The 20,193-nt window shown below is 46.6% G+C and carries 15 protein-coding genes; 5 read left to right on the top strand and 10 right to left on the bottom strand.

All coding sequences use genetic code 11. The features are described 5' to 3' along the window. The first annotated feature begins 173 nt into the window (after nt 1-173). Nucleotides 174-1,460 carry a citrate synthase gene (locus FRZ54_RS20355; RefSeq protein WP_147033650.1) on the top strand — a complete coding sequence of 429 codons (1,287 nt, stop codon included), beginning with the start codon at nt 174-176 and terminating at the stop codon, nt 1,458-1,460. Nucleotides 1,461-1,641: 181 nt separating this feature from the next. Here FRZ54_RS20355 and FRZ54_RS20350 read toward each other — a convergent pair whose 3' ends face one another. The 4 genes from FRZ54_RS20350 to FRZ54_RS24800 are packed head-to-tail and all read right to left on the bottom strand — an operon-like array spanning nt 1,642 to nt 7,289. Next, nucleotides 1,642-2,661 (bottom strand): SusE domain-containing protein, encoded by a 1,020-nt coding sequence (locus FRZ54_RS20350; protein WP_147033649.1) that lies wholly within the window; start codon nt 2,659-2,661, stop codon nt 1,642-1,644. A 44-nt stretch (nt 2,662-2,705) separates the two neighbouring features. Next, the gene (locus FRZ54_RS20345) at nt 2,706-4,304 is read right to left on the bottom strand and encodes a RagB/SusD family nutrient uptake outer membrane protein (protein ID WP_147033648.1); all 1,599 of its coding nucleotides are present in this window, start codon (nt 4,302-4,304) and stop codon (nt 2,706-2,708) included. A gap of 25 nt (nt 4,305-4,329) precedes the next feature. Further along, nucleotides 4,330-6,825, bottom strand: coding sequence for a SusC/RagA family TonB-linked outer membrane protein (locus FRZ54_RS20340; protein ID WP_262712274.1), 2,496 nt, complete (start codon nt 6,823-6,825; stop codon nt 4,330-4,332). Nucleotides 6,826-6,845: 20 nt separating this feature from the next. Beyond that, nucleotides 6,846-7,289, bottom strand: a complete 444-nt coding sequence (locus tag FRZ54_RS24800; RefSeq protein WP_228462557.1) for a carboxypeptidase-like regulatory domain-containing protein — start codon at nt 7,287-7,289, stop codon at nt 6,846-6,848. A 345-nt stretch (nt 7,290-7,634) separates the two neighbouring features. Between FRZ54_RS24800 and FRZ54_RS20335 the strand changes: the two genes are divergently transcribed. Then, nucleotides 7,635-8,786, top strand: coding sequence for an alpha/beta hydrolase (locus FRZ54_RS20335; RefSeq protein ID WP_228462556.1), 1,152 nt, complete (start codon nt 7,635-7,637; stop codon nt 8,784-8,786). Between the two features lie 37 nt (nt 8,787-8,823). On the opposite strand, the gene FRZ54_RS20330 is transcribed toward FRZ54_RS20335, so the two are convergent. Further along, nucleotides 8,824-12,057: an amidohydrolase family protein gene (locus FRZ54_RS20330; protein ID WP_147033647.1), complete on the bottom strand. Its 3,234-nt coding sequence runs from the start codon at nt 12,055-12,057 to the stop codon at nt 8,824-8,826. A gap of 141 nt (nt 12,058-12,198) precedes the next feature. Between FRZ54_RS20330 and FRZ54_RS20325 the strand changes: the two genes are divergently transcribed. Further along, nucleotides 12,199-14,088 (top strand): RecQ family ATP-dependent DNA helicase, encoded by a 1,890-nt coding sequence (locus FRZ54_RS20325; protein ID WP_147033646.1) that lies wholly within the window; start codon nt 12,199-12,201, stop codon nt 14,086-14,088. Nucleotides 14,089-14,187: 99 nt separating this feature from the next. On the opposite strand, the gene FRZ54_RS20320 is transcribed toward FRZ54_RS20325, so the two are convergent. From FRZ54_RS20320 to FRZ54_RS20300, 5 genes are all read right to left on the bottom strand, one after another. After that, nucleotides 14,188-15,516, bottom strand: a complete 1,329-nt coding sequence (locus FRZ54_RS20320; protein ID WP_147033645.1) for an IPT/TIG domain-containing protein — start codon at nt 15,514-15,516, stop codon at nt 14,188-14,190. Between the two features lie 930 nt (nt 15,517-16,446). Further along, nucleotides 16,447-16,995, bottom strand: coding sequence for an endonuclease/exonuclease/phosphatase family protein (locus FRZ54_RS20315; RefSeq protein WP_147033644.1), 549 nt, complete (start codon nt 16,993-16,995; stop codon nt 16,447-16,449). Beyond that, a complete protein-coding gene (locus tag FRZ54_RS20310; protein WP_147033643.1) occupies nt 16,995-17,696 on the bottom strand; it encodes a hypothetical protein in 702 nt (233 codons plus the stop codon). The genes FRZ54_RS20315 and FRZ54_RS20310 overlap by 1 nt, the downstream gene beginning before the upstream one ends. Nucleotides 17,697-17,752: 56 nt before the next feature. Then, a complete protein-coding gene (locus FRZ54_RS20305) occupies nt 17,753-18,433 on the bottom strand; it encodes a hypothetical protein (RefSeq protein WP_147033642.1) in 681 nt (226 codons plus the stop codon). A 219-nt stretch (nt 18,434-18,652) separates the two neighbouring features. Beyond that, a complete protein-coding gene (locus FRZ54_RS20300; protein ID WP_147033641.1) occupies nt 18,653-19,318 on the bottom strand; it encodes a response regulator transcription factor in 666 nt (221 codons plus the stop codon). 201 nt (nt 19,319-19,519) lie between these two features. On the opposite strand from FRZ54_RS20300, the gene FRZ54_RS24555 reads away from it, so the two are divergent. Together FRZ54_RS24555 and FRZ54_RS20295 are read left to right on the top strand one after the other, a co-directional pair. Further along, nucleotides 19,520-19,696 carry a hypothetical protein gene (locus tag FRZ54_RS24555; RefSeq protein ID WP_187359682.1) on the top strand — a complete coding sequence of 59 codons (177 nt, stop codon included), beginning with the start codon at nt 19,520-19,522 and terminating at the stop codon, nt 19,694-19,696. A gap of 42 nt (nt 19,697-19,738) precedes the next feature. Beyond that, nucleotides 19,739-20,188 (top strand): hypothetical protein, encoded by a 450-nt coding sequence (locus tag FRZ54_RS20295; RefSeq protein WP_147033640.1) that lies wholly within the window; start codon nt 19,739-19,741, stop codon nt 20,186-20,188. The last annotated feature ends 5 nt before the right edge of the window (nt 20,189-20,193 follow it).

Raw genomic sequence — 20,193 nt, 5'->3', positions numbered from 1 at the left:
AACGTTACTAAGTCCGGAAGTTTGTTTGCAATAACGTTACTGGCTGACTTTCGGACTTATGCGAATTTTCCGACCATCCATGTTATTCAATCAACTTTTTTACAAATTGTAAACCTTGCCGGCCCTTATATAACACGGATTTATTTACATTTGCTACGCTAAAGAAAACATCTATGTCGGAAACTGCACAATTAAAAATAGGAGATAAGACCTATGATTTCCCGGTTATTGAAGGAACCGAAGGCGAAAAAGCCATCGATATTTCAAAGCTGCGCGATCAGACGGGTTATGTAACGCTCGATATTGGTTATAAAAATACCGGTGCCACGCAAAGCGCCATTACATTTTTGGATGGCGAGCTTGGTGTGCTAAAATATCGCGGTTACCCTATTGAGCAGCTTGCTTCAAAGTCAAGTTTTATAGAGGTGGCTTACCTGCTTATTTATGGCGAATTGCCTACCGAAAAGCAATTGGCCGATTTCCAGCTTCATATCAGCCGCCACACACTGGTGCACGAGGATATGAAGAAGTTTTTTGATGGTTTTCCGTCAAAATCACACCCAATGGGGCAATTATCGTCGCTGGTGTGTTCACTGTCGGCATTTTACCCGGAGTCGTTAAAATCGAACCAAAGCGAAGCCGAACTCGACCTGAGCATCATCAAGATGCTGGGAAAAATGGCGACGATAGTTTCGTGGATATATAAAAAATCGCTTGGGCATCCCTTTATATATCCCCGTAACAAATATGATTACGTAACCAATTTTCTGCACATGACCTTTGGTCAGCGCACAGAAGAGATCGAGATAGATCCGGTTATTGTAAGCGCCATGAATACACTGCTTATCCTGCATGCCGATCATGAGCAGAATTGTTCTACTTCGACCGTACGGATCGTAGGATCGTCGGAGTCGAACATTTACGCGTCGGTGTCGGCAGGTATATCGGCCCTTTGGGGGCCGCTGCATGGCGGGGCGAACCAGGCTGTGATAGAAATGCTGGAAAAGATAAAAGAAGATGGGGGAGACACCGATAAATGGATCAAAAAAGCCAAAGACAAGAATGATACTTTCCGCCTGATGGGCTTCGGTCACCGGGTTTATAAGAATTTCGATCCGCGTGCAAAGATCATTAAAAAGGCCTGTGATGATATCCTCGAAAAATTAGGTATAGATGATGAGGTGCTGGAGATAGCCAAAAAGCTGGAAGAGGTAGCCTTAAAAGACAATTACTTTATCGAGCGTAAACTGTACCCGAACGTGGATTTTTATTCAGGCATTATCTATCGTGCACTGGGCTTCCCGACAGACATGTTTACCGTTTTGTTTGCCCTTGGCCGGCTGCCGGGCTGGATAGCGCAGTGGAAAGAAATGAAAGAACACAAAGAGCCTATCGGCCGCCCGCGCCAAATATATGTAGGCAAGGTGAACAGGGAGTACGTGGATATAAAAAGCAGATAACCTGGTTTATATCGGTCATAACCGATTAAATTCTCAAAGAAGGCTCCCGTTGTTTTAAAACTTCAGGAGCCTTTTCATTTAGCATCCGTAATCTTGCAAATCCTGCAGTTGTGTTCAAACAAAAAACCCGCCCCGGTATAACCGGGAACGGGCTTCAATCAATCAACTCTCTGTTATTATCTTATTGTTTAGTAATAGTGTAAGTATTTGCATTCACATCAAGTGTGATCTTGTAGCTACCATCTGCAGCAATAGGTATGTTTGCTCCGTTGAGAGATAAAGTACCGTCGGACCCACCAAGATTAGTTCCCCAGTCATGGTTCAAACGGAATTTGATATTACCTCCAGCGGTAAGGTTTGCAGTCACTACCCACATTTGGTGAGCATTGTCAAACTGCATATCGGTATCGCCTCCCCAACCTCCTGGTGTGGCATCGCCGATGATGCTCCACTGAACAGGAGTCATTACGATGGTGTTCGCGTTGAGATCTAAGTTAATCTGTATATTGCCGCCTGCTGGGGCTAAAAGATTACCCCCAGAGCCGCTTACCGTTCCACCACCGGCATCGCCATAGTTTGTATGGTTCCAGTCTCTGTTGGAAGTGATCTTGAAATTCAGGTCGCCTCCGGTAAAGTTGATCACACCGGTATAAACGCCGTTACCTGTCGCAGATTCTAAACTGTCCGCAGCTGCGGGGTTCCAGCCCTGGTAAGCTCCGGGGACATACACAAATGCTGTTAAAGCAAACGGTGTAACAGTAAGTGAAACCACATTTGAATATACCGGAGCAACTGTAGCGCTTATTGACGATTTAATACGTGCCTGAACGGGTGATGCAACGCCGGTTGGTAAATTCAATGCCAATACTAAATTATTAAAATCGAGGGTTGTGAAAGCCTGCGTAGTAACTTTGCCGCTAATATTAAATTCTTTCGGATTCGCAAAGTTGTCATCGGGTGCGTCTATCTGCAGTACATTTTTGATAGCCGCCGAATAGCCAAAATCGGCCTGGGTAAGGTTAAAGGTCACCGCTGTTTTTGTCAGGTCGGCCTTGGTCAGTACAAGCGTAGTAGATGATGCCTGTAACCCTGACGTAGCTACATTTGTCGCGTACACCTTTTTCTCATCTTTTTTGCACGAAGGCAGCATCAGCAGCGCAATGCTGCCGATGGCTAAAAGTTTCGTTAATAATGTTTTCATTTTATCTCTTTTAATTTAAAACACTTACCTATTTATGGGTCAAATCAATTATAACCAGGATTTTGCTTCAAGGTAGGGTTGTTAATAATATCTGTTGATGGTATCGGCATCAGGTTGCGGTAGTCTTCAACACCAGTACCGTTATGAGTCGCGCCTTTCCATTGCCAGGTATAATCACCGGAAGTAAATTTATTGAAGCGGATAAGGTCAGTTCTGCGATGGCCTTCAAACAAAAGCTCACGGCCCCTTTCATCCAGGATGAACGGCAGAGTCAATTGTCCGGCAGTAATATCGCCCGAAACATCGCCATCGTATGCCCTGGTACGTACCATGTTTACATAAGTAAGCGCTGTGCCTAAATCGCCGCCACCGCCGCGTAACACACCTTCGGCATACATCAGGTAAACATCAGCCAACCTGAACATCGGGAAATCAGTATCGACAAAAGTGCCGGTTGGATCACTGCCGGCTACGCCTGCTTTGGTTACGTTTTTAAATTTCGTGATAGCATAACCATCATTGAAAGTGTACTCATCTGCAATATCCAATTTCTGGCCATCGGTAAAGAACATAGCGCGCTTATCGCTGTTACCGCTTGGGTCAGGAAACAATGCCACATATTGCGGCGTAGTGCGCAAGCCGGCCCAGCCACCTGAGGCGATCCCGTAATCAGTTTTGTTCATATTACCGCCTACCGATGCATGCACGATGTAAGTCATCCCGCCATAGCCTTGAGTGTGTAAGCCATCCGACTCGATAGGGAAGATGATCTCGTTAGAAGTATTGTTGTCGGCAAGGAACAGATCTTTGAAATGTGGCTCTAAAGTATAACCACCATCAGTTATTACTTTACTTGCATAGGTAACGGCATCAGCGCTGCGGTCGGTACCAGTATATACTTTTGCATTCAGGTATAGTTTGGCAAGCAGCGTCCATGCAACCGCCTTATCGGCATGGCCGTAAGAGAAACGCGGAGCGCCCAGGTCGCCATCAATAGCTTTCAATTCACTTTCGATGTAGTTGAAAACATCGGTACGCGATGCCTGTTTAGGAAAAAACACACCTACATTATCAGCTTCTGTCACAAATGGGACATTGCCAAAAAGGTCAATAGCATGCCAGTAACTTAACGCCCGCAGGAAGCGTGCTTCGGCGCGATATTGCTTTGCTGTAGTTGCATCGCTGCCGGTAATGCCGTTTTTAGCTAATTCGGCGTCAGTTGTATTTCGGATAAATTCATTGTCCAATGAAATTTCGTAATAAATACGATCGTACATCGCACGGATAAATTCGCACTGGTTATTCCAGGTCATGTCGTGAAGTGTATGCACGGTTCCGTCGTTCCACACTATTTGCGCCTCGTCAGTAGTTAACTCCTGCATATTAAAATATTCACGCAGGTAATTGCCAAAGCCTTCGTCAATTCCGGCGATGTCGGGATTGCCTGCCGGGCCCTGCTGCCCGCTTAATGCATACGCCGTGTATAACTTGGCCAATACCTGCTGATAGTTACCGAAATCTTTGTAAACGCTCGCGGTAGTAACCTGCCCTATGGGCACCAAGTTCTTTTTACACGAAGTAATGGTTACTGCCACACCTATTACCGTAATAGTTGCCAGTAGTCTAATGTTTCTTACTTTCATGATTTTGTTAATTCTGTAATTTCTTTTAATAATTTAAGTTAAGCCCGATCGAGAATACACGAGGGCGCGGATAAATATTGTTATCGATACCTGAGGAAACTTCAGGATCAAGTCCGGTATATTTGGTAATTACAAATACATTCTCCACATTAAAGTTGGCTCTAAGTGTAGCAACCTTGGCAATCTTGCCAAAATTGTAACCGAGGTTAGCATAGTCCATTCTTACAAACGAGGCATTTTCAACATAATAGTCGGTATACAACTGGTACTGCTGGAAATTAGTTTTCAATATGCTGTTTGGGATGTTGTTCAGGTAACCCTGGAATTTCAAACCTGCATAAGCGCCGTTGCTGGCCTGTACAGCGTTATAAACATAGTTGCCTATGTTTGAACGAACCGAGAAACTTAAACTCCATTGTTTATAAGTAAAATCAGAATTGAAACCCATAAATACGGTTGGGTTCGGATGCTTGTAAAGGTATTTGTCATCAAGGGTCGAACCGTTTCCGTTCTTATCCACGTAAACTCCTTCAAGCGGCATGCCGTTGGAGCCGTAAACCTGCTGGTAAACGTAGAACTGGTATGGCGTAGCGCCTGCTTTCAGCAACTGGATAGTGTTACCCACGCCACCCGGAATGCCGCCGGTAGCGATTTGCTGGTTGGGATCATGTGTAGCCGAGATGTTGTCAACAACGATCTTGTTGAAAGAGACGTTGTAGCCAAAGTTCCATTTGAAATCTTTGTTGTCAAAAACTATCGCGTTTACATTGAAATCGATACCCTGTGTATGGAGGTTACCTATATTAGCAACAACGTGGTTGGTAAGGTTGGTGCCATCGGGCACTGGTGTATCAAATAGCAAATCCTTGGTCTTCTTGTAATAATATTCAATCGAACCGTTTATCCGGCCGTTTAAAAAGCCATAGTCAATAGCTATGTTGGTAGTTGCTGTTTGTTCCCATTTAAGGTTAGTGTTATAAGCATCGGCACGCAAGGTGTTGATGAACGACCCGCCAAATTGATATTGAGCAGAGACATTGCTGGGCTCATAAACTGCCAGGTAACCGAATAGCGGACCTATATCCTGCTGGCCTGTGATACCATAACCTGCTCTCAATTTCAGATCGGAGATGAAATCAACACTCTTTAGGAAAGTTTCTTCTTTAACCCGCCAGGCCAGCGCCACTGCCGGGAAATAGCCATTACGGTTGAGATTGGAGAAACGTGACGAACGGTCGTCACGGATAGAAGCCGTTAATAAGTACTTATCCATGAAGCTATAGTTCAAACGGCCGAAAGGCGATTCGATGTAGTATTGGCCCGGGAAGATATTAGCCGGTTGGTTAAGCACCGTTGTTCTGTCTGCAGCATAAGTTGCTTCAGGGCGGGTGTAAAAATGGAAGTATTGGTACGAATAGCCTGCCTGTACATCCAAATGGCTTTTAATCGATTTGAAATCCTTTGAATATTTTAGGTAGTAGTCAGCATTATACGTGTAGTTCTTGCTGTAATATTGTGAATAAGATCCATTTGTTGTAAAAGCTGAAGCAGCCGCCGGATCGGTGAAGTTGTTGCCCATACCTTCTGTTTCATCTCCGCCGAAAGTGGCATTAGCTTCTAATTCTTTCAGGAAAGGGAAAGTATAGTTAAAAGAAACACTTCCAAGCCCCCTTTTTGAATAACCATGTCCGGTTGATTCGTTGATTAACCCAACAGGGTTTTTAGGCGCTAATGTGTTAGGCGTTCCGTTCAGAAGCCATTCAAAATAACCACCGTAATTGTCATTGCCTGAATAAACTGGTTGCGTAGGATCAAATCCTACAGCTGCACCGATAGCCCCCTGGTTTGCAAATAAACGGTCTGTGTAAGTACCTTTTAAGTTTAGGTCAACTTTCAGGCTATTATTAAGGAATGCCTTGTTAACGTTTAAAGCTACGGTCGTCCTTTTCAGGTTGTCTCTTTTCAGCACACCATCCTGGTCAAGATAGCCTATTGATAAACGGTATGGCAACCCTTTAATACCACCAGCAAAGCTGATATTATTATCTGTAGCAAATGCCTGGCGATAGATCTGTTTTTGCCAATCCGTGTTTGAAGTGCCAATCTCAGCTTTTTGGGCGTCTGTTAACCCCGCCTGCGCGCTGTTAACCACTTGCGTGAATTCGGCGGCAGTAAGTGCAGGTGCTTCTTTTGTTATTTTTGATAAAGAATTAACGGTACTGAAGTTGATCTTTAACTTGTCGCCACCTTTGCCCTTTTTTGTAGTAATGATAATTACGCCATTTGACGCACGTGAACCGTAAATTGCTGTAGCAGAAGCATCTTTTAAGATGGAAAACCCGTCGATATCATTCGGGTTAATAGTAGCTAAAGCATTATCGATACCTGCAATTCCGGAATTACTTACAGGAACACCATCAATAACGATCAAAGGATCGTTACTTGCCGAAATGGATGCCCCGCCCCGAATACGGATAGTACTTCCTGCACCAGGAGCGCCACTATTTGATGTGATTTCCACACCGGCCACTTTACCTGTAATCAAAGCTTCGGGCGTGGTAAGGGGCCCTGGTTAAAATCTTTGGAAGATACAGCCACAACTGAGCCGGTAAGGTCCTTCTTACGCTGGCTGCCGTAACCAATTACCACCACTTCATTAAGGTTTGTGCTTTCAGGTTTCAATCCGAAATTTACAGTAAGTACGGAAGAACCTACCGCAATGGTTTGCTTGCTTGATACATAACCGATGTATTTTGCGGTAAGGGTATAATTGCCGGGATTAACACTTGCAATGGTGTAGTTACCGTTGGCATCGGTAGTGGCACCGAGCGTGGTGCCGTCAATGCTGACCGAGGCACCGGGAAGGGGCTGGTTCGTCTCGTCCAGCACCTTACCTTTTATGCTTCCTTTTTGTGCAAATGCCATTACAGACATCATCAGAAAGGCACAAAGAAGCAAATACTTTTTTGAGTAATTTTTTCTCATACTTTTATTGTGTGTGAATAAAATCGGCGGTTGTCGCCTGTTGTAAAATTGGTTTGTTAACTTCGCTTTAACAGCGTGTGACTAATTTACACTAAGAAGCAATAATTCCAAATTTTATGTAAAAGATAATTTTCGACCTATTGGGCGATGAAAATTTAACTTGGGAGAAATATTTTAAGGATAATTTTTTATTGATTTTTTTTCAAAATTTGTGGCAAATTTTATAAATAAAGAGGGTTTTGGTCCCAATATAAGTGTCAAAATTACACATTTGGTAATTTTACTTTAATGAAAACGTTCCCGGGAACGTTCCCGGAGAAATAACTGTTAATAAGACAATTTAAAATGATAAAAAAAATAATTTTCTGCGCGTTTTTGCTTTTTTTCCAAAACTTTTTGCTTTTTGGACAGTTACGGGTCACCTTTAGAATCAGCAAAATACCACCGTCAAAAGACCTTAGTGTACACCTGTTTTTGGCAGGCGATTTTAACGGGTGGAATCCCTCGGATGCGCAATACGAATTGACCCAGGCCGGTAAGGACGGCTTTCAGCTTATAGAGACGATGAAGCCGGGTATCATCAGCTTTAAAGTAACCCGCGGAAGCTGGCAGGCAGTGGAGTGCACAAGTGCGGGAAAGCCTATTGAGAACCGGAGCGTTATGCTGGCACACGATACAACCATAGTGCTTGACATTACCGGCTGGCAGGATAATTTTAAAGCGGAAGAGAAGAAACATACCGCAAGCGCGAACGTACATATCCTTAGTGATAAATTTGAGATACCCCAGTTAGGCAGGCAACGGCGGGTGTGGATATACCTGCCTGCTGATTACGAAGCCTCGCAAAGGAAGTACCCGGTTATTTATATGCAGGACGGGCAAAACCTTTTTGACGCCTATACATCGGGTTATGGCGAATGGGGCGTGGACGAGATAATGGATAAGCTGCCCGCAAAAGACCGGTGTATTATTGTCGGTGTCGATCACGGCGGCGAGCACCGCCTGTCGGAATACGATCCTTATGATACCAAATACGGCAAAGGCGAGGGGAGCGAGTATGCCGATTTCCTGGTAAAAAAGCTGAAACCTTATATTGATGAGCATTATCGCACCAAAAAGGACCCGCGTAATACAACTGTAGCCGGGAGTTCCATGGGCGGGCTGATATCGATGTACGCTATTCTAAAATATCCCGGTGTATTTGGTAACGCCGGCGTGTTTTCGCCTTCGTTCTGGCTGCCGCCCGCAATATATGACTATGCAAAGCAGCAGCCTTTGAGAAAGTACACACGGATATATTTCGTATGTGGCGACTCGGAAAGCGACAGCATGGTTGCCGATATGCAGAAAATGGCCGGCCTGGTGCGCGCTAAAGGGGTAAGCGACCAAAACAGCCCGGAGCTTATTGTAAAAGGCGCCCAACACAACGAAAAGCAATGGAACGACGACTTCCCGGCGTTTTATAAATGGCTCAACGCGAAGTCCGGAAGCCGGTAAAGGCCGCATAAGTCCGGGAAAAAATTATACTTCCGGATCAGTCGCCATCCTGGCTTGTAAACTGGTACGTCTCCAGGTTGCCTACCGGTAAATTCACAGTTTCGCCGCGGTTCATTTGCCACCAGAAACGGAGCCGTGGTTTTTCGCGGTTGCCTATTTCGTTCATCGAGTCAGCATCATAAAGGCGACCATTCACCATCACATATTTGATCTTTTGGCTGTTGCGGATGTCTTCCAGCGGGTTGTCGTTTAATACGATCAGATCGGCGAGTTTGCCGGTTTCAAGCGAACCGATCTCCTTCTCCATCCCCAGGTAAGACGCGCCATTGATAGTTGCACACCGGATGGCCTGCATAGGCGACATGCCACCCTGAGCCAGCATCCACAACTCCCAGTGCGCACCAAGGCCCTGTAATTGACCATGTGAACCCAGGTTTACTTTGGTGCCGCCATCAGCTATTTGTTTTACGTAGCGCGAAACCTCGATATGGCCGTAATCACCATATTCAGACGTAGAACGGCGTCGTGAACGGGCGTCGACCAGGGTCCTCGGGGTGAAGTTCAGCAGGTGTTCGTTCTTCCATACTTCTGTACGGTCATACCAGTAATTTTCACCGAACTGGCCCCCGTAACAAACAATGAGAGTGGGGGTATAGCCCGATTTGCTGGCGTTCCACAACGCTTTTACATCTTTGTAAATAGGCACGACCGGTATATTATGCTCGATACCCGTATGCCCGTCGAGGATCATGTTCATATTGGTAAAGAAAGTAGAACCACCCTCGGGCACCACTTCCATTTGGAGTTCGCGGGCCGCTTCAATGATCTGCTGACGCTGTTCGCGGCGCGGCTGGTTATAACTTTTTATAGAGAATGCGCCTACTTCCTTTAAACGGCGGATGTTTGACCGGGCATCTTCAAGACTGTTGATTACTGCTTTAAAATCGCCATCGGCACCATACAATATTGTGCCTGTTGAATACACTCTTGGGCCAACCATGTTCCCGGCTTTCAGCATTTCCGACTGGCTGAACACCATTTCGGTATTGGACGAAGGGTCGTGGGCTGTGGTTACCCCAAATGCCAGGTTAGCATAATAGTTCCAGTCCTGCTGCGGCGATATACCATCGGGACTGGGATGCAAGTGGGCATGTACGTCGACAATGCCCGGCATAATGGTTTTTCCGGTAGCGTCGTAAACCATAGCATCGGCGGGTACCTGTACATCTTCTGTTTTACCGACAGCTACTATTTTATTTTTGTCTATCACAATAGTGCCATTCCTGATCACTTCATCCCCCTTCATGGTGATGATCCTTGCGTTTTTAAAGGCGATCTTGCCTGTGGGTACATCGGTTTTTAATTTAAGGCCTATGTCGATCCCGACGGTGTCGATCACAAGGGTCTTATCTTTCCCGCCATCTACAAACGGGAACGCATTTTTAATATCACGTACGAAATATCTCGGCCCCAGGGTCCACATCAGCTTCTGGCTGTCTTTGCTCCAGTGCAGATAGGTTCCGGCGTCGCGCGTAAGCTTGCTCAGCGGTATGGCCTTATTTGCAGCCGACAGGTCCTGCGGGCTGCCTGTATTTACCATTGGGGTGATGTAACAGTTATACAATTCGGTAAAAGCCATCCACTTGCCATCAGGACTGGGGGCAAACTGCGTGGCATATTTTGATGTGTAGAGCGTTCGCTCGTTCGCCCCGGTGGTATCTATTGCTTTGAAAGCCTTATTGTCGCCCTCTGATCCCTGGAAATATATTTTGGCACCGTCGGCCGAGAACTGCGGCCTTATACCGTGGTCAAGTATTAGCTTGGGCGTTCCGCCGGTTGCAGATATCACGTAAATACCGGGGTCTTTTCCAAAGGCAAAACCTAAAACCTCGTTGCCTTCGCCTTTTCGGTAAACTATTTTGTCGCCTTTGGGCGAGAACTTTGGCGAGTAGTAGAAGCCTTTATCAACAGTAAGCCGGGTTATAGCATGCGTTGTAAGATCGACGCGGTTTACCGATCCTTTGAGCTCGTCGCTCCAGTCCACATAAACCAGCGACTTGCCATCGGGGCTAAATTCAGGCTCATATTCAAAATCGTTCAGGCTGTCTATCCGTTGTGGCACGCTGTTAGGCAGCACCTTGGTATAGATATGCCCTGCGGCGTTAAAAGCTACCAGGTTGCTATCCGGCGATGTGGTGAGCTGCCGTATCATTTTTACCGTAAACTCGTCCTGGAAAACCTTTTGGTTAAAATGGAGCGCCTCGGTAATGCTTTGCTGGCTGGTTACTTCGAAAGGTATCTGCTCGGCGCTCAGGGTGGTGATATCCAGGTTCCATATTTTGCCTTTTGCATAAAATACGATGTTTTTGCTATCGGGCGTCCAGTTGAAATTCGGGTACACGCCAAATATCGCCCAGGTTTCCTGCTGGTCCTTCGACAGGTCGTCGTAAACCGGCCATTCTTCGCCCGTAGCCAGGTTTTGCAGGTAAAGGACGGATTTTAACCGCACCCTTTTAACAAAGGCAAGCAGCTTTCCGTCGGGCGATATCTGCGGGCGGCAGGCGCCGCCGGGGCCACCGGCAACCTCTTCAATTTTACCAGTTTCCCGGTTTAAGCGGCGGATAGCATAAATACCCTGGTTTGGATCCTTATTGTATTGAAAGTCGGGACCCGGTGTCATATCCTCGCTCCAGTAGATGTATTTTCCATCCGGCGAAACTATCGGCTCACCGGCATCCTGCTGGTCGTTTTTGCGTTTGGTTAGTTGTATGCCGTCGCCGCCATTAATATTATATATCCACATCTCGCCTGCGCCTAACGACCGGGTGGCTGTAAAATGTTTGCGCGCCACAATATATTGCCCGTCAGGCGTCCAGTACGGGTTATTCAGCAGCCGGAAGTTTTCTTTGGTTATAGGGTGCTTGTTGGTACCGTCGGCATTCATCACCCATATATTATCGCCGCCGTCCCTATCGCTGGTGTAGGCTATCATTTTACCATCGGGACTATAACGGGGTTGCACGTCCCAGGCTTTGCCGCTGCTAAGCGTAGTGGCTTTTCCTCCTTTTATGGGGATGGTGTAAATATCGCCCAAAAGATCAAAAACGATATTCTGCCCGTCGGGGCTAACATCCAGGTCCATCCAGGTACCTTCATCAGTAGTTATGGTAACTTTCTTAGAAGGGCCTGGAGGATTTTCCACGTTCCATTTTTGGGCATAAACAATATCGGCGGTTAGGAAGGTGAGTATAACGACAAGAATATATTTCATACTGATAGAGAATTAACGCTGCGAATTTAGAAATATTGGCGCACTTTGGGGGATTCCGGGTGCCGAATGTTCAATTTCGCGTTTATCTTAGCGTCGTGAAATTTCGGTTCGCCACGCAATGAACCGGATTCAAAATTGCGCATGACCATCCAGGAAACACTGAAACACTATTGGGGATATGATAACTTCCGGCCGTTGCAGGAGGAGATAATTCAGTCGGTTTTATTGGGGCGCGATACGTTGGCTTTGCTGCCCACAGGCGGGGGCAAGTCGGTCTGTTTCCAGGTACCGGGCCTGGTAAAAGAGGGGATAAGCATTGTTGTTTCGCCGCTCATAGCCCTGATGAAGGACCAGGTGGAGAACCTGAAGGCGAAAGGCATTCCGGCGGTATCCATTGTGACCGGGATGGGCAAGCGCGAAATAGATATTGCGCTGGACAATTGTGTTTACAATGGCGTTAAATTCCTGTACCTGTCGCCCGAGCGGTTATTGTCAGAACTTGTGCGCGAACGGATCAGGTATATGAATGTGAACCTTATTGCCGTAGACGAGGCGCATTGCATATCGCAATGGGGGTACGATTTCAGGCCGCCGTACCTGCATGTTGCCGACCTGCGGGAATTGCACCCCGGCGTACCCGTACTTGCCCTTACCGCGACAGCAACTGCCGACGTAAGGGGCGACATACAGGAAAAATTATGTTTTAAAGAGCCCAACATTTTTCAGCAAAGCTTCGAGCGGAAGAATATCAGCTACGTGGTTCAGCACGAAGAGAACAAGTTGCGCAAACTGCTCGACATACCACGGGGTGTAAAGGGCACCGGTATTGTTTATGTGCGCAGCCGCAAGGAGGCCGAGGAAATAGCCAAATATTACAACGAAAACCATTTCGGCGCCGACTTTTATCACGCCGGGCTCACGATGGAACAACGCTCTGCAAAGCAGGATAGCTGGCAAACAGGCAATACCCGCATTATCGTGGCAACTAACGCTTTCGGAATGGGGATAGACAAGCCGGATGTCCGTTTTGTGATCCACAAGGATATGCCCGAAAGCCTGGAAGCCTATTACCAGGAAGCGGGCAGGGCAGGACGCGACGGCCGAAAAGCTTATGCCGTATTGCTTTATAACCATGCCGACCGGCTGAAAAACGAAAAGAAATTCGAATCGAATTTTCCTTCGGTGGATGAGATCAAACAGGTGTATCATCAATTCGGCAGCTACTTTCATTTGGCCTATGGTACAGGGGCAGGGGTGAGCTTTGACCTGGACCTGGGCGATTTTTGCGTCCGTAATAAACTTGATGCCACCAAAACCGTTAATGCCCTTAAATTTTTGGAGCAGGACGAATACCTGGCGTTCAACGAGAGCGTATTCCTGCCCTCGCGTTTCCGGTTCGAGGTGATGAACGAGCAGCTTTACAATTTCCAGGTACAAAACCAGGGCTGGGACGCGTTCATCAAAACCCTGCTGCGATCATACGGCGGTGCATTTGAGAACTATGTACGGCTGCGGGAGTTTGACCTGGCCCGACGGGCCAACCTGAGTGTGCAGCAGGTGATACAAGGCCTGAAGCAATTGGAGGATGAAGGTATACTGCATTACCTGCAGCAAACCGACCTGCCCCAGGTTACCTGGCTGCAACCGCGCCTGCAGCAGAATGAGTTAATTATTAATAAACGTTACATCGAAAACCGTAAAACGGTTTACCGCAATAAAATGGAGGCGGTGTTTGCCTATGCCGAACATAGCCGGTGCCGCAGCCAGATGCTGCTGGCTTATTTTGACGAAACCGCACCCAAATGCGGCGTATGCGATGTGTGCCTGGAGGAAAAACGCCGGAAGAATAAAGCCGAAACCGCGGAAAATATCACCGCTGAGATCGTCGACTCTTTATCGATGGAGCATAAGAACATCGGCGAGCTGGTGACCACCCTTAAAACCGGCACCGAAAAGGAGCGCCTGGAAGCTATCCGCCTGCTGCTGGACGCGGGAAAGATCAAAACTGATGGGGAGAAGTATTATTTGTAATCAGCTATCTGTTTATCAATTGATTATAGACTATTCTCAATAATGCACTTTAAGCCTCGCGCTTTACAGTGACTGACAATTGACTATCACCTCTGCAGGCTATTGCATCGTTATTTTTCGGATCATATTATTCCCCTGGTCGGCTATATACAGGTTTCCTGCCGCATCCACCGCTATGCCGGTGGGGTTGTTAAACGAAGCCTGTTTTGCAGGGCCGTCTGCCGAACCTGGCGCACCGCTGCCCGCTAATGTACTTACTACACCGTCGTAGGTCATTTTACGGATAAGGTTGTTGCCCTGGTCTACAATGTACATGTTTCGTGCCTTATCAAAGGCTACATCGGCAGGATGATTAAATGTCGCCGTTGAAGAAGAACCGTCGGCCGAGCCTGCTTTGCCGGTGCCAACCCATGTCAGTACGGTGCCTACCACGTTCATCTGGCGAATTGTGTTATTATAGGAGTCGGCAATATATAACAAGCCGTTCGGACTAAAAGCAATGCCACACGGCCGGTTAAATGAAGCACTTGCACCTGTGCCGTCCTGCGATCCTGAAAGCCTGTTCCCGGCCAGGATGACATTTGTTTTGCCATTCACGCTTATTTTTCGAGCCAGATTTGTGGAATAGTCCACGACATACATGTTTCCTGTCGCATCTGCTGCAATGCCTTCCGGCATCATCAGAAAATCCGCATAAGGTGCGGCTATACCCGGTGTTAACGTAGTTACTGTCCCTGATGGAGTTATCTTGCGTATGTTGTAATTGCCTATATCAGAGACATAAAAATTTCCCAAAGCGTCCCTGGTTATTCCCCAGGGCAGATAAAACGATGCCCCAGCACCGGTACCATCCTCAGTACCAGCACGTAATTTTCCAACAAACGTTGTAACATTCCCATCCGGGTCTATTTTCCGAACCTGGCGGTTTTGCATGTCGGTTACATAGAGGTTGCCGGCATCGTCCAGCGCGATATGTGTGGGAGCATAAAATGACGCCGCGGCCCCTTTTCCGTTTGCCGAACCGGAAGCAGGCTGACCAGCTAACGTGGAAACAAATGCAGTAAGTTCGTAAGTAAATACAGGCCCTAAAACCGGCGAGCCATTTTTTACGGAAACACTTACTTTACCGGTACCGGCACCCAGGGGAACGATTGCGGTTAGTTTGGTTGCAGTAGCTGATGATATCGTAGCCGCCTTACTGTTAAAAAACACTTCGTCGTTTGCTGCAATAGCATCGAACCCAGTTCCTGTTATTTCAACAGCTGTATTGTAAGGACCGTCGTTCACACTGAGCGAGGTGATAACTACGGGAATGGATTGTGGCTTTTTGTCGGTCGGAGCAGTGTCGCTTTTTTTACAGCCACATATGGTTGCACACAGCACAAGGCATACCATGTATGCAAGTTTTTGGAAATTGGATAAGATCATAGTTTAAAACTGCAAGAAACAAAAAAATTGCTTCTGTTCCAAATTATACCCACCCGGTTTAAGTCTTCCGAAGATTAACTTAAATCTCACAAATAAATAACGACTCAGTTCGAAATCAAAGATAATTCTCCTTTCATACGTTGGCGCACGTACCGTGTGCTTGATACGTTAACTAAAATGGAGGCGATTGGCCGCTTCGCCGTTTACTCACCCCGACATCGCTGCGCTTGTCGACCCTCTCTACCGCGAGCGGTAAAGAGGGTTGGGTTTTGGATGCCGATTGGCCGCTTCGCCGTTTATTCACCCCGACATCGCTGCACTTGTCGACCCTCTCTACCGCGAGCGGTAAAGAGGGTTGGGTTTTGGATGCCGATTGGCCGCTTCGCCGTTTATTCACCCCGACATCGCTGCACTTGTCGACCCTCTCTACCGCGAGCGGTAAAGAGGGTTGGTTTCTTTTTTGATTTTGAAGAATTCCCTTTTTACCCTGATAAACCGAGGTGGGCAAGGTTTACTTAGTGTGCTAAGTTCAAAAAAGCATTGCGGCCAGGTAGCGCTTGTTTTCGACACGGTAGTGCGCATCGGATTAAAGCTGGCTAAAATGGTCTCTTCTTTGCTTTTTTGGACTTCTTTGGATTTTGGAACATAAAAGCGGTATTAAATTGGGCAGTGGCGTGAATACTTAGTGTAGTGAGGGGGAATGGTCAGTGGTGAGTAGTTGACGGGTATAGTCAATCTAACGCATGTTCAAGAGTGGATACTTGAACATGCGTTCTATGGTTAAAGATTGAACGCGCAGGGCCTCAAAAATCCAGGCTCAAATAGTATAAAATACCGGGTAATGATCGGATAGGATAAGTCCCTGTACGATGCCTGTTACGGGCAACCCGAAGTTTTTAACGCAGTAATCAAGCTTCCTTAAAGGGTCATTTACCGAATAGGTATTATTATTGGGGGGCATATTGTAAATGGAGTCATCAGCGCCGGAGGCTCCCGGTTATAGTCGCCGCCTGCCACCCAGTAATTGCCAGGCGCACCAACAGCGTTGTTGATCGCGGCTAATAACCCGGCGGCGTCAGGGCCGTTCGGACTAATCGCATGCTGGCAGAATATAAAGTGATTGGCGTCGATTTGAAAACCAAGTGCCGGCCGCCATACAGGTGCAATGACCGGCCACACAACATCCCCGCCCATAGGCGGGGATGTTGATACCACTGCCAGGTTACAGCGGTTGCCGTTCGGGTCGGACTGATAAAAAAGGATATGTTTGTTGGTGCGGTTTGTGCCCCAGGTGTAATAGTGTAAATTGGCGACACCTGCAAAATTAGGGTTTATAAGCCTGGCAGATGCGGGCACTGCCCCGCATTCCTGCAGACAGCAGATATCGGCACCATTGCCAAAAAAGTTCATAATGCCAGCGTTCCATTTGTTTTCGGTGCTGTGGCTGGCGCCCTGCATATTCCATGTAACTAGTTTCATTATCGTAGTTTTTTAATTTGTCGTAACAGAGGATTATGTTGTTTTCTTAATTGATCTGTGATCGCGGCAGGTCCGGGTATTACCGAGGCTTGGGTGCTGCCGTTAGTGTTCCATGAGTTCAGGTAATCATAGGTTATATTGATGATTGGGGAACCCGGATTCAGCTTTGCCAGCAGTGATGGATTTATTGCGCGGCTCACAACGGTGCCGGGTGCCATTTCGCCCGACTCGAATACCAATAACACATTTTCCTGAGGAACTACAACATTATTGCCCTGCCCCAGCATAGGCATTGCCATATATAGCTGGTTTGTACCTGTAATACTTTGTGCCGCGCCGCATATACGCGCATAATGGCTGTTATTAAAAAAGGTTAACGCGCCCGCGGTACCGCCTTTTGTAGTTAAACTAGCTATTCCCGAACTATTCATACTCAATACGTCCCCTAATTGCATGGGGGTTACTGAAGCACGGATATATGCTCCCTTATTTAAAGGTATCTGAGGACAAATAAAACCGGCATAGTCATCTGTCCAGGATACCGATACCGACGACGTAAAAATGTTGGTTGTGTGCCATAAAGTATTTACGCAAACCGCATTTGTCAGTTCACCCTTGTATATTCTCAGCCAATAGTCGTTTTGGGCAAAGAAATTCAGGGTACCGTTATCAAGGCTGATATTGATCGAATAATTTGCCATGGCAAAAAATATTATCAAGTCGTGGTGAAAAGGGCGCCTGGTAGCGCCCTTTGAGATTAGCTGATCGGAACTATTAATGTTTCTGCCAGGTTTATCGGCAGGGGATTAACCACAGCATAGGGGTTGCCGCTGGTGTTCCATCCAAGGTTCATATCAAATGCGACGGCAACACTTGGCGCGGCGCCTGATAATGTAATAGTTACCGATGAAGAGATTGCTTCTTCAACGACTGTGCCTGTTGCAACCTGGCCCGATGCAAACATAAGCACCACAGTCTCGTAAGGTTCCATCAGGTCGGCCTGGCTGCCAAAAAGCGGGAAAGCGCAGATGGGGGTAGGGGCGCTGCCATTCATGGATTGGGTCATGCCGCAGATCCACTCGTTCGACTGCTGACTGAAAACGGTAATTGCGCCGTCTCTGCCTCCGGTTGTCGTTACATTAGTATCACCGTCAGATAAAAGTGTCATCAGGTCGCCCAGATTCATGGCTTTGCTACTGCTGATGTCTACCACCACGCCGTTTGCAATAGTTTGATTATCAACAAAAGCGCCATATTGCTCTGTCCATTTTAATGAGACAGTGGCGCTGAATTCGGTTACTGAGAACCATAACGTGGGAAGCGCGGTCGATTGGTTACCTTTTGCACCTTTGAAAACCTGTAACGAATAATTACCTGCTTGCAGTTTGCCTAAGGTATAAGAATCCAGCGCTACTGTAATTCCGTATGAATTTGCCATTTTTTTGATATTTTTTTTTGCACCTACTCTTTCAAGGCTTTTCGGTATCCGCCTTTTTTGTCGTCGGTGAAAGCGCTTTCACGTTTCGACGAGTCAAAGTAATGGCACTAACGACCCGATTTTTAGCGCAGAATTACCCGTTCGCTAAATGGCGTATTTATACCGGCAACAGCAGGTATTTTTACCTGTTATGGTTTGGACGAAGGAGGTAGGTGAGGATCAGATCTCGACGATCCCATTCCTGATAGCAAATACCACCAGGCCGGCAGTATTTTTACAGCCTGTTTTAAGCAGCAGGTTAGCTTTGTGGCCGTCCACTGTGCGGCTGCTGATAAACAGTTTTTCGGCAATTTCGCCCGCGTTCAGTTCGTGGCAGATCATTTGCAGTATCTCGGTTTCCCGTTTCGAAACATCAATATCTATCCCGTTAACATTACGCACCGGTTTATTTTTATAATTCGCCGCTCTTTGTATAGCCTGCATCACCCGTTGGTTGATATAAAACCCTGAATGATATACCGAATTGATGGCGGCGAACAACTCCGACTTGTCACAATTTTTTACAAGGTAGCCGCTTGCGCCGTTTTCTATCATTTTGGCTATCAGTCTTTCGTTGGAATGGATGGACAGCACCAATATTTTTATTTGAGGATATTGTTGCTGCAAAAGTTTGTGAAGCTCCATCCCGCTTATGCCGGGCAGTTCCATATCCAGTATGGTAATGTCGGGCAACATGGCCATCTGTTGCAATTGGGCCAGGTAATCGGCACCATTGTCTGCTTCTGCTATTAATTCAAAGTCAGGATTAGCTAAAAGTAGTACGCCTAAACTCTGGCGAAATATTTTTTGGTCGTCAACAATGGCGATTTTAATAGTACTCATCATAACAGGTGTGCGGCGGCAAAATATAGTAAGATATGTAAAATTAGCAAAGGGGTGTAAACACTGTAAAAATACCGTTAAAAAACGGGTGGTGAATACACCGTATGTAGGGTAGATTTATAGCTTCAAACAGCCGCAGACAGGTTGCCTGCGCAGCACGCCCAACCAAATTTTTTGTAGTAAAGATCACATTATTATCATAGCATGGAAACAGCGGTAAAAAATGTTAAAAGGAGTGCGCAGGATGTGGTGCAAGGCATCAGCAGGGAATTGGCCGACCGGTTGATCGGGGGTTTCAAACAAAAATTTCCCGGGGAGCAGCAGACTGTTTTTATTGCCAGGGATACGAGGACGCAGTTTTATCACGAATATTACTTATAACCTAACTAACCGAATATTTTTAACCCAATTAATTAAAAAAACATGGAAAACCCTAATTCCGTTCAAAACGACGTTCCAGTGATCCCGTTAGCGGACACATCCATTGCAATTGAGGTTGCAAAAATACGTGTGAAAAGGTGGCTGAACTGGGCCATCGAATCAAATAGCTATAACGGCAATCCGCAGTCTATCCCCCGGGCCATCATGATCTCTTTTAACGATATTGATGCCATACGCGAAAAATATAAGGAGCAGTCGCTGAAGGGCATTAGGTTATATTTCGGGCTTAACGGCGAAGACGATCCCAAACCACCAACAACTGCTAATCTGTGCGGTTTAATAGTCCCTGTTTTTTTTGCCGATAAGTACAGGCCCCATGCCGATATAGTTATTAATGATCCCGCCAATCCGAACGACACTTCGGTTTATGATTTTACTTCACCATGCCCTGTTTATTGCGATTTTCAAAGTGAGTTGTATCTCCCTATCTGAAAAGG

It is taken from the genome of Mucilaginibacter ginsenosidivorans (genome assembly GCF_007971025.1).
GTDB lineage: Bacteria > Bacteroidota > Bacteroidia > Sphingobacteriales > Sphingobacteriaceae > Mucilaginibacter > Mucilaginibacter ginsenosidivorans.
This window is presented reverse-complemented; position numbering and strand designations above follow the sequence as displayed.

Coding starts and splice junctions, on each gene's coding strand:
- FRZ54_RS20355 (WP_147033650.1), top strand. CDS start 174: ATGTCGGAAACTGCACAATTAAAAATAGGAGATAAGACCTATGATTTC.
- FRZ54_RS20350 (WP_147033649.1), bottom strand. CDS start 2,661: ATGAAAACATTATTAACGAAACTTTTAGCCATCGGCAGCATTGCGCTG.
- FRZ54_RS20345 (WP_147033648.1), bottom strand. CDS start 4,304: ATGAAAGTAAGAAACATTAGACTACTGGCAACTATTACGGTAATAGGT.
- FRZ54_RS24800 (WP_228462557.1), bottom strand. CDS start 7,289: ATGAGAAAAAATTACTCAAAAAAGTATTTGCTTCTTTGTGCCTTTCTG.
- FRZ54_RS20335 (WP_228462556.1), top strand. CDS start 7,635: ATGATAAAAAAAATAATTTTCTGCGCGTTTTTGCTTTTTTTCCAAAAC.
- FRZ54_RS20330 (WP_147033647.1), bottom strand. CDS start 12,057: ATGAAATATATTCTTGTCGTTATACTCACCTTCCTAACCGCCGATATT.
- FRZ54_RS20325 (WP_147033646.1), top strand. CDS start 12,199: ATGACCATCCAGGAAACACTGAAACACTATTGGGGATATGATAACTTC.
- FRZ54_RS20320 (WP_147033645.1), bottom strand. CDS start 15,516: ATGATCTTATCCAATTTCCAAAAACTTGCATACATGGTATGCCTTGTG.
- FRZ54_RS20315 (WP_147033644.1), bottom strand. CDS start 16,995: ATGAAACTAGTTACATGGAATATGCAGGGCGCCAGCCACAGCACCGAA.
- FRZ54_RS20310 (WP_147033643.1), bottom strand. CDS start 17,696: ATGGCAAATTATTCGATCAATATCAGCCTTGATAACGGTACCCTGAAT.
- FRZ54_RS20305 (WP_147033642.1), bottom strand. CDS start 18,433: ATGGCAAATTCATACGGAATTACAGTAGCGCTGGATTCTTATACCTTA.
- FRZ54_RS20300 (WP_147033641.1), bottom strand. CDS start 19,318: ATGATGAGTACTATTAAAATCGCCATTGTTGACGACCAAAAAATATTT.
- FRZ54_RS24555 (WP_187359682.1), top strand. CDS start 19,520: ATGGAAACAGCGGTAAAAAATGTTAAAAGGAGTGCGCAGGATGTGGTG.
- FRZ54_RS20295 (WP_147033640.1), top strand. CDS start 19,739: ATGGAAAACCCTAATTCCGTTCAAAACGACGTTCCAGTGATCCCGTTA.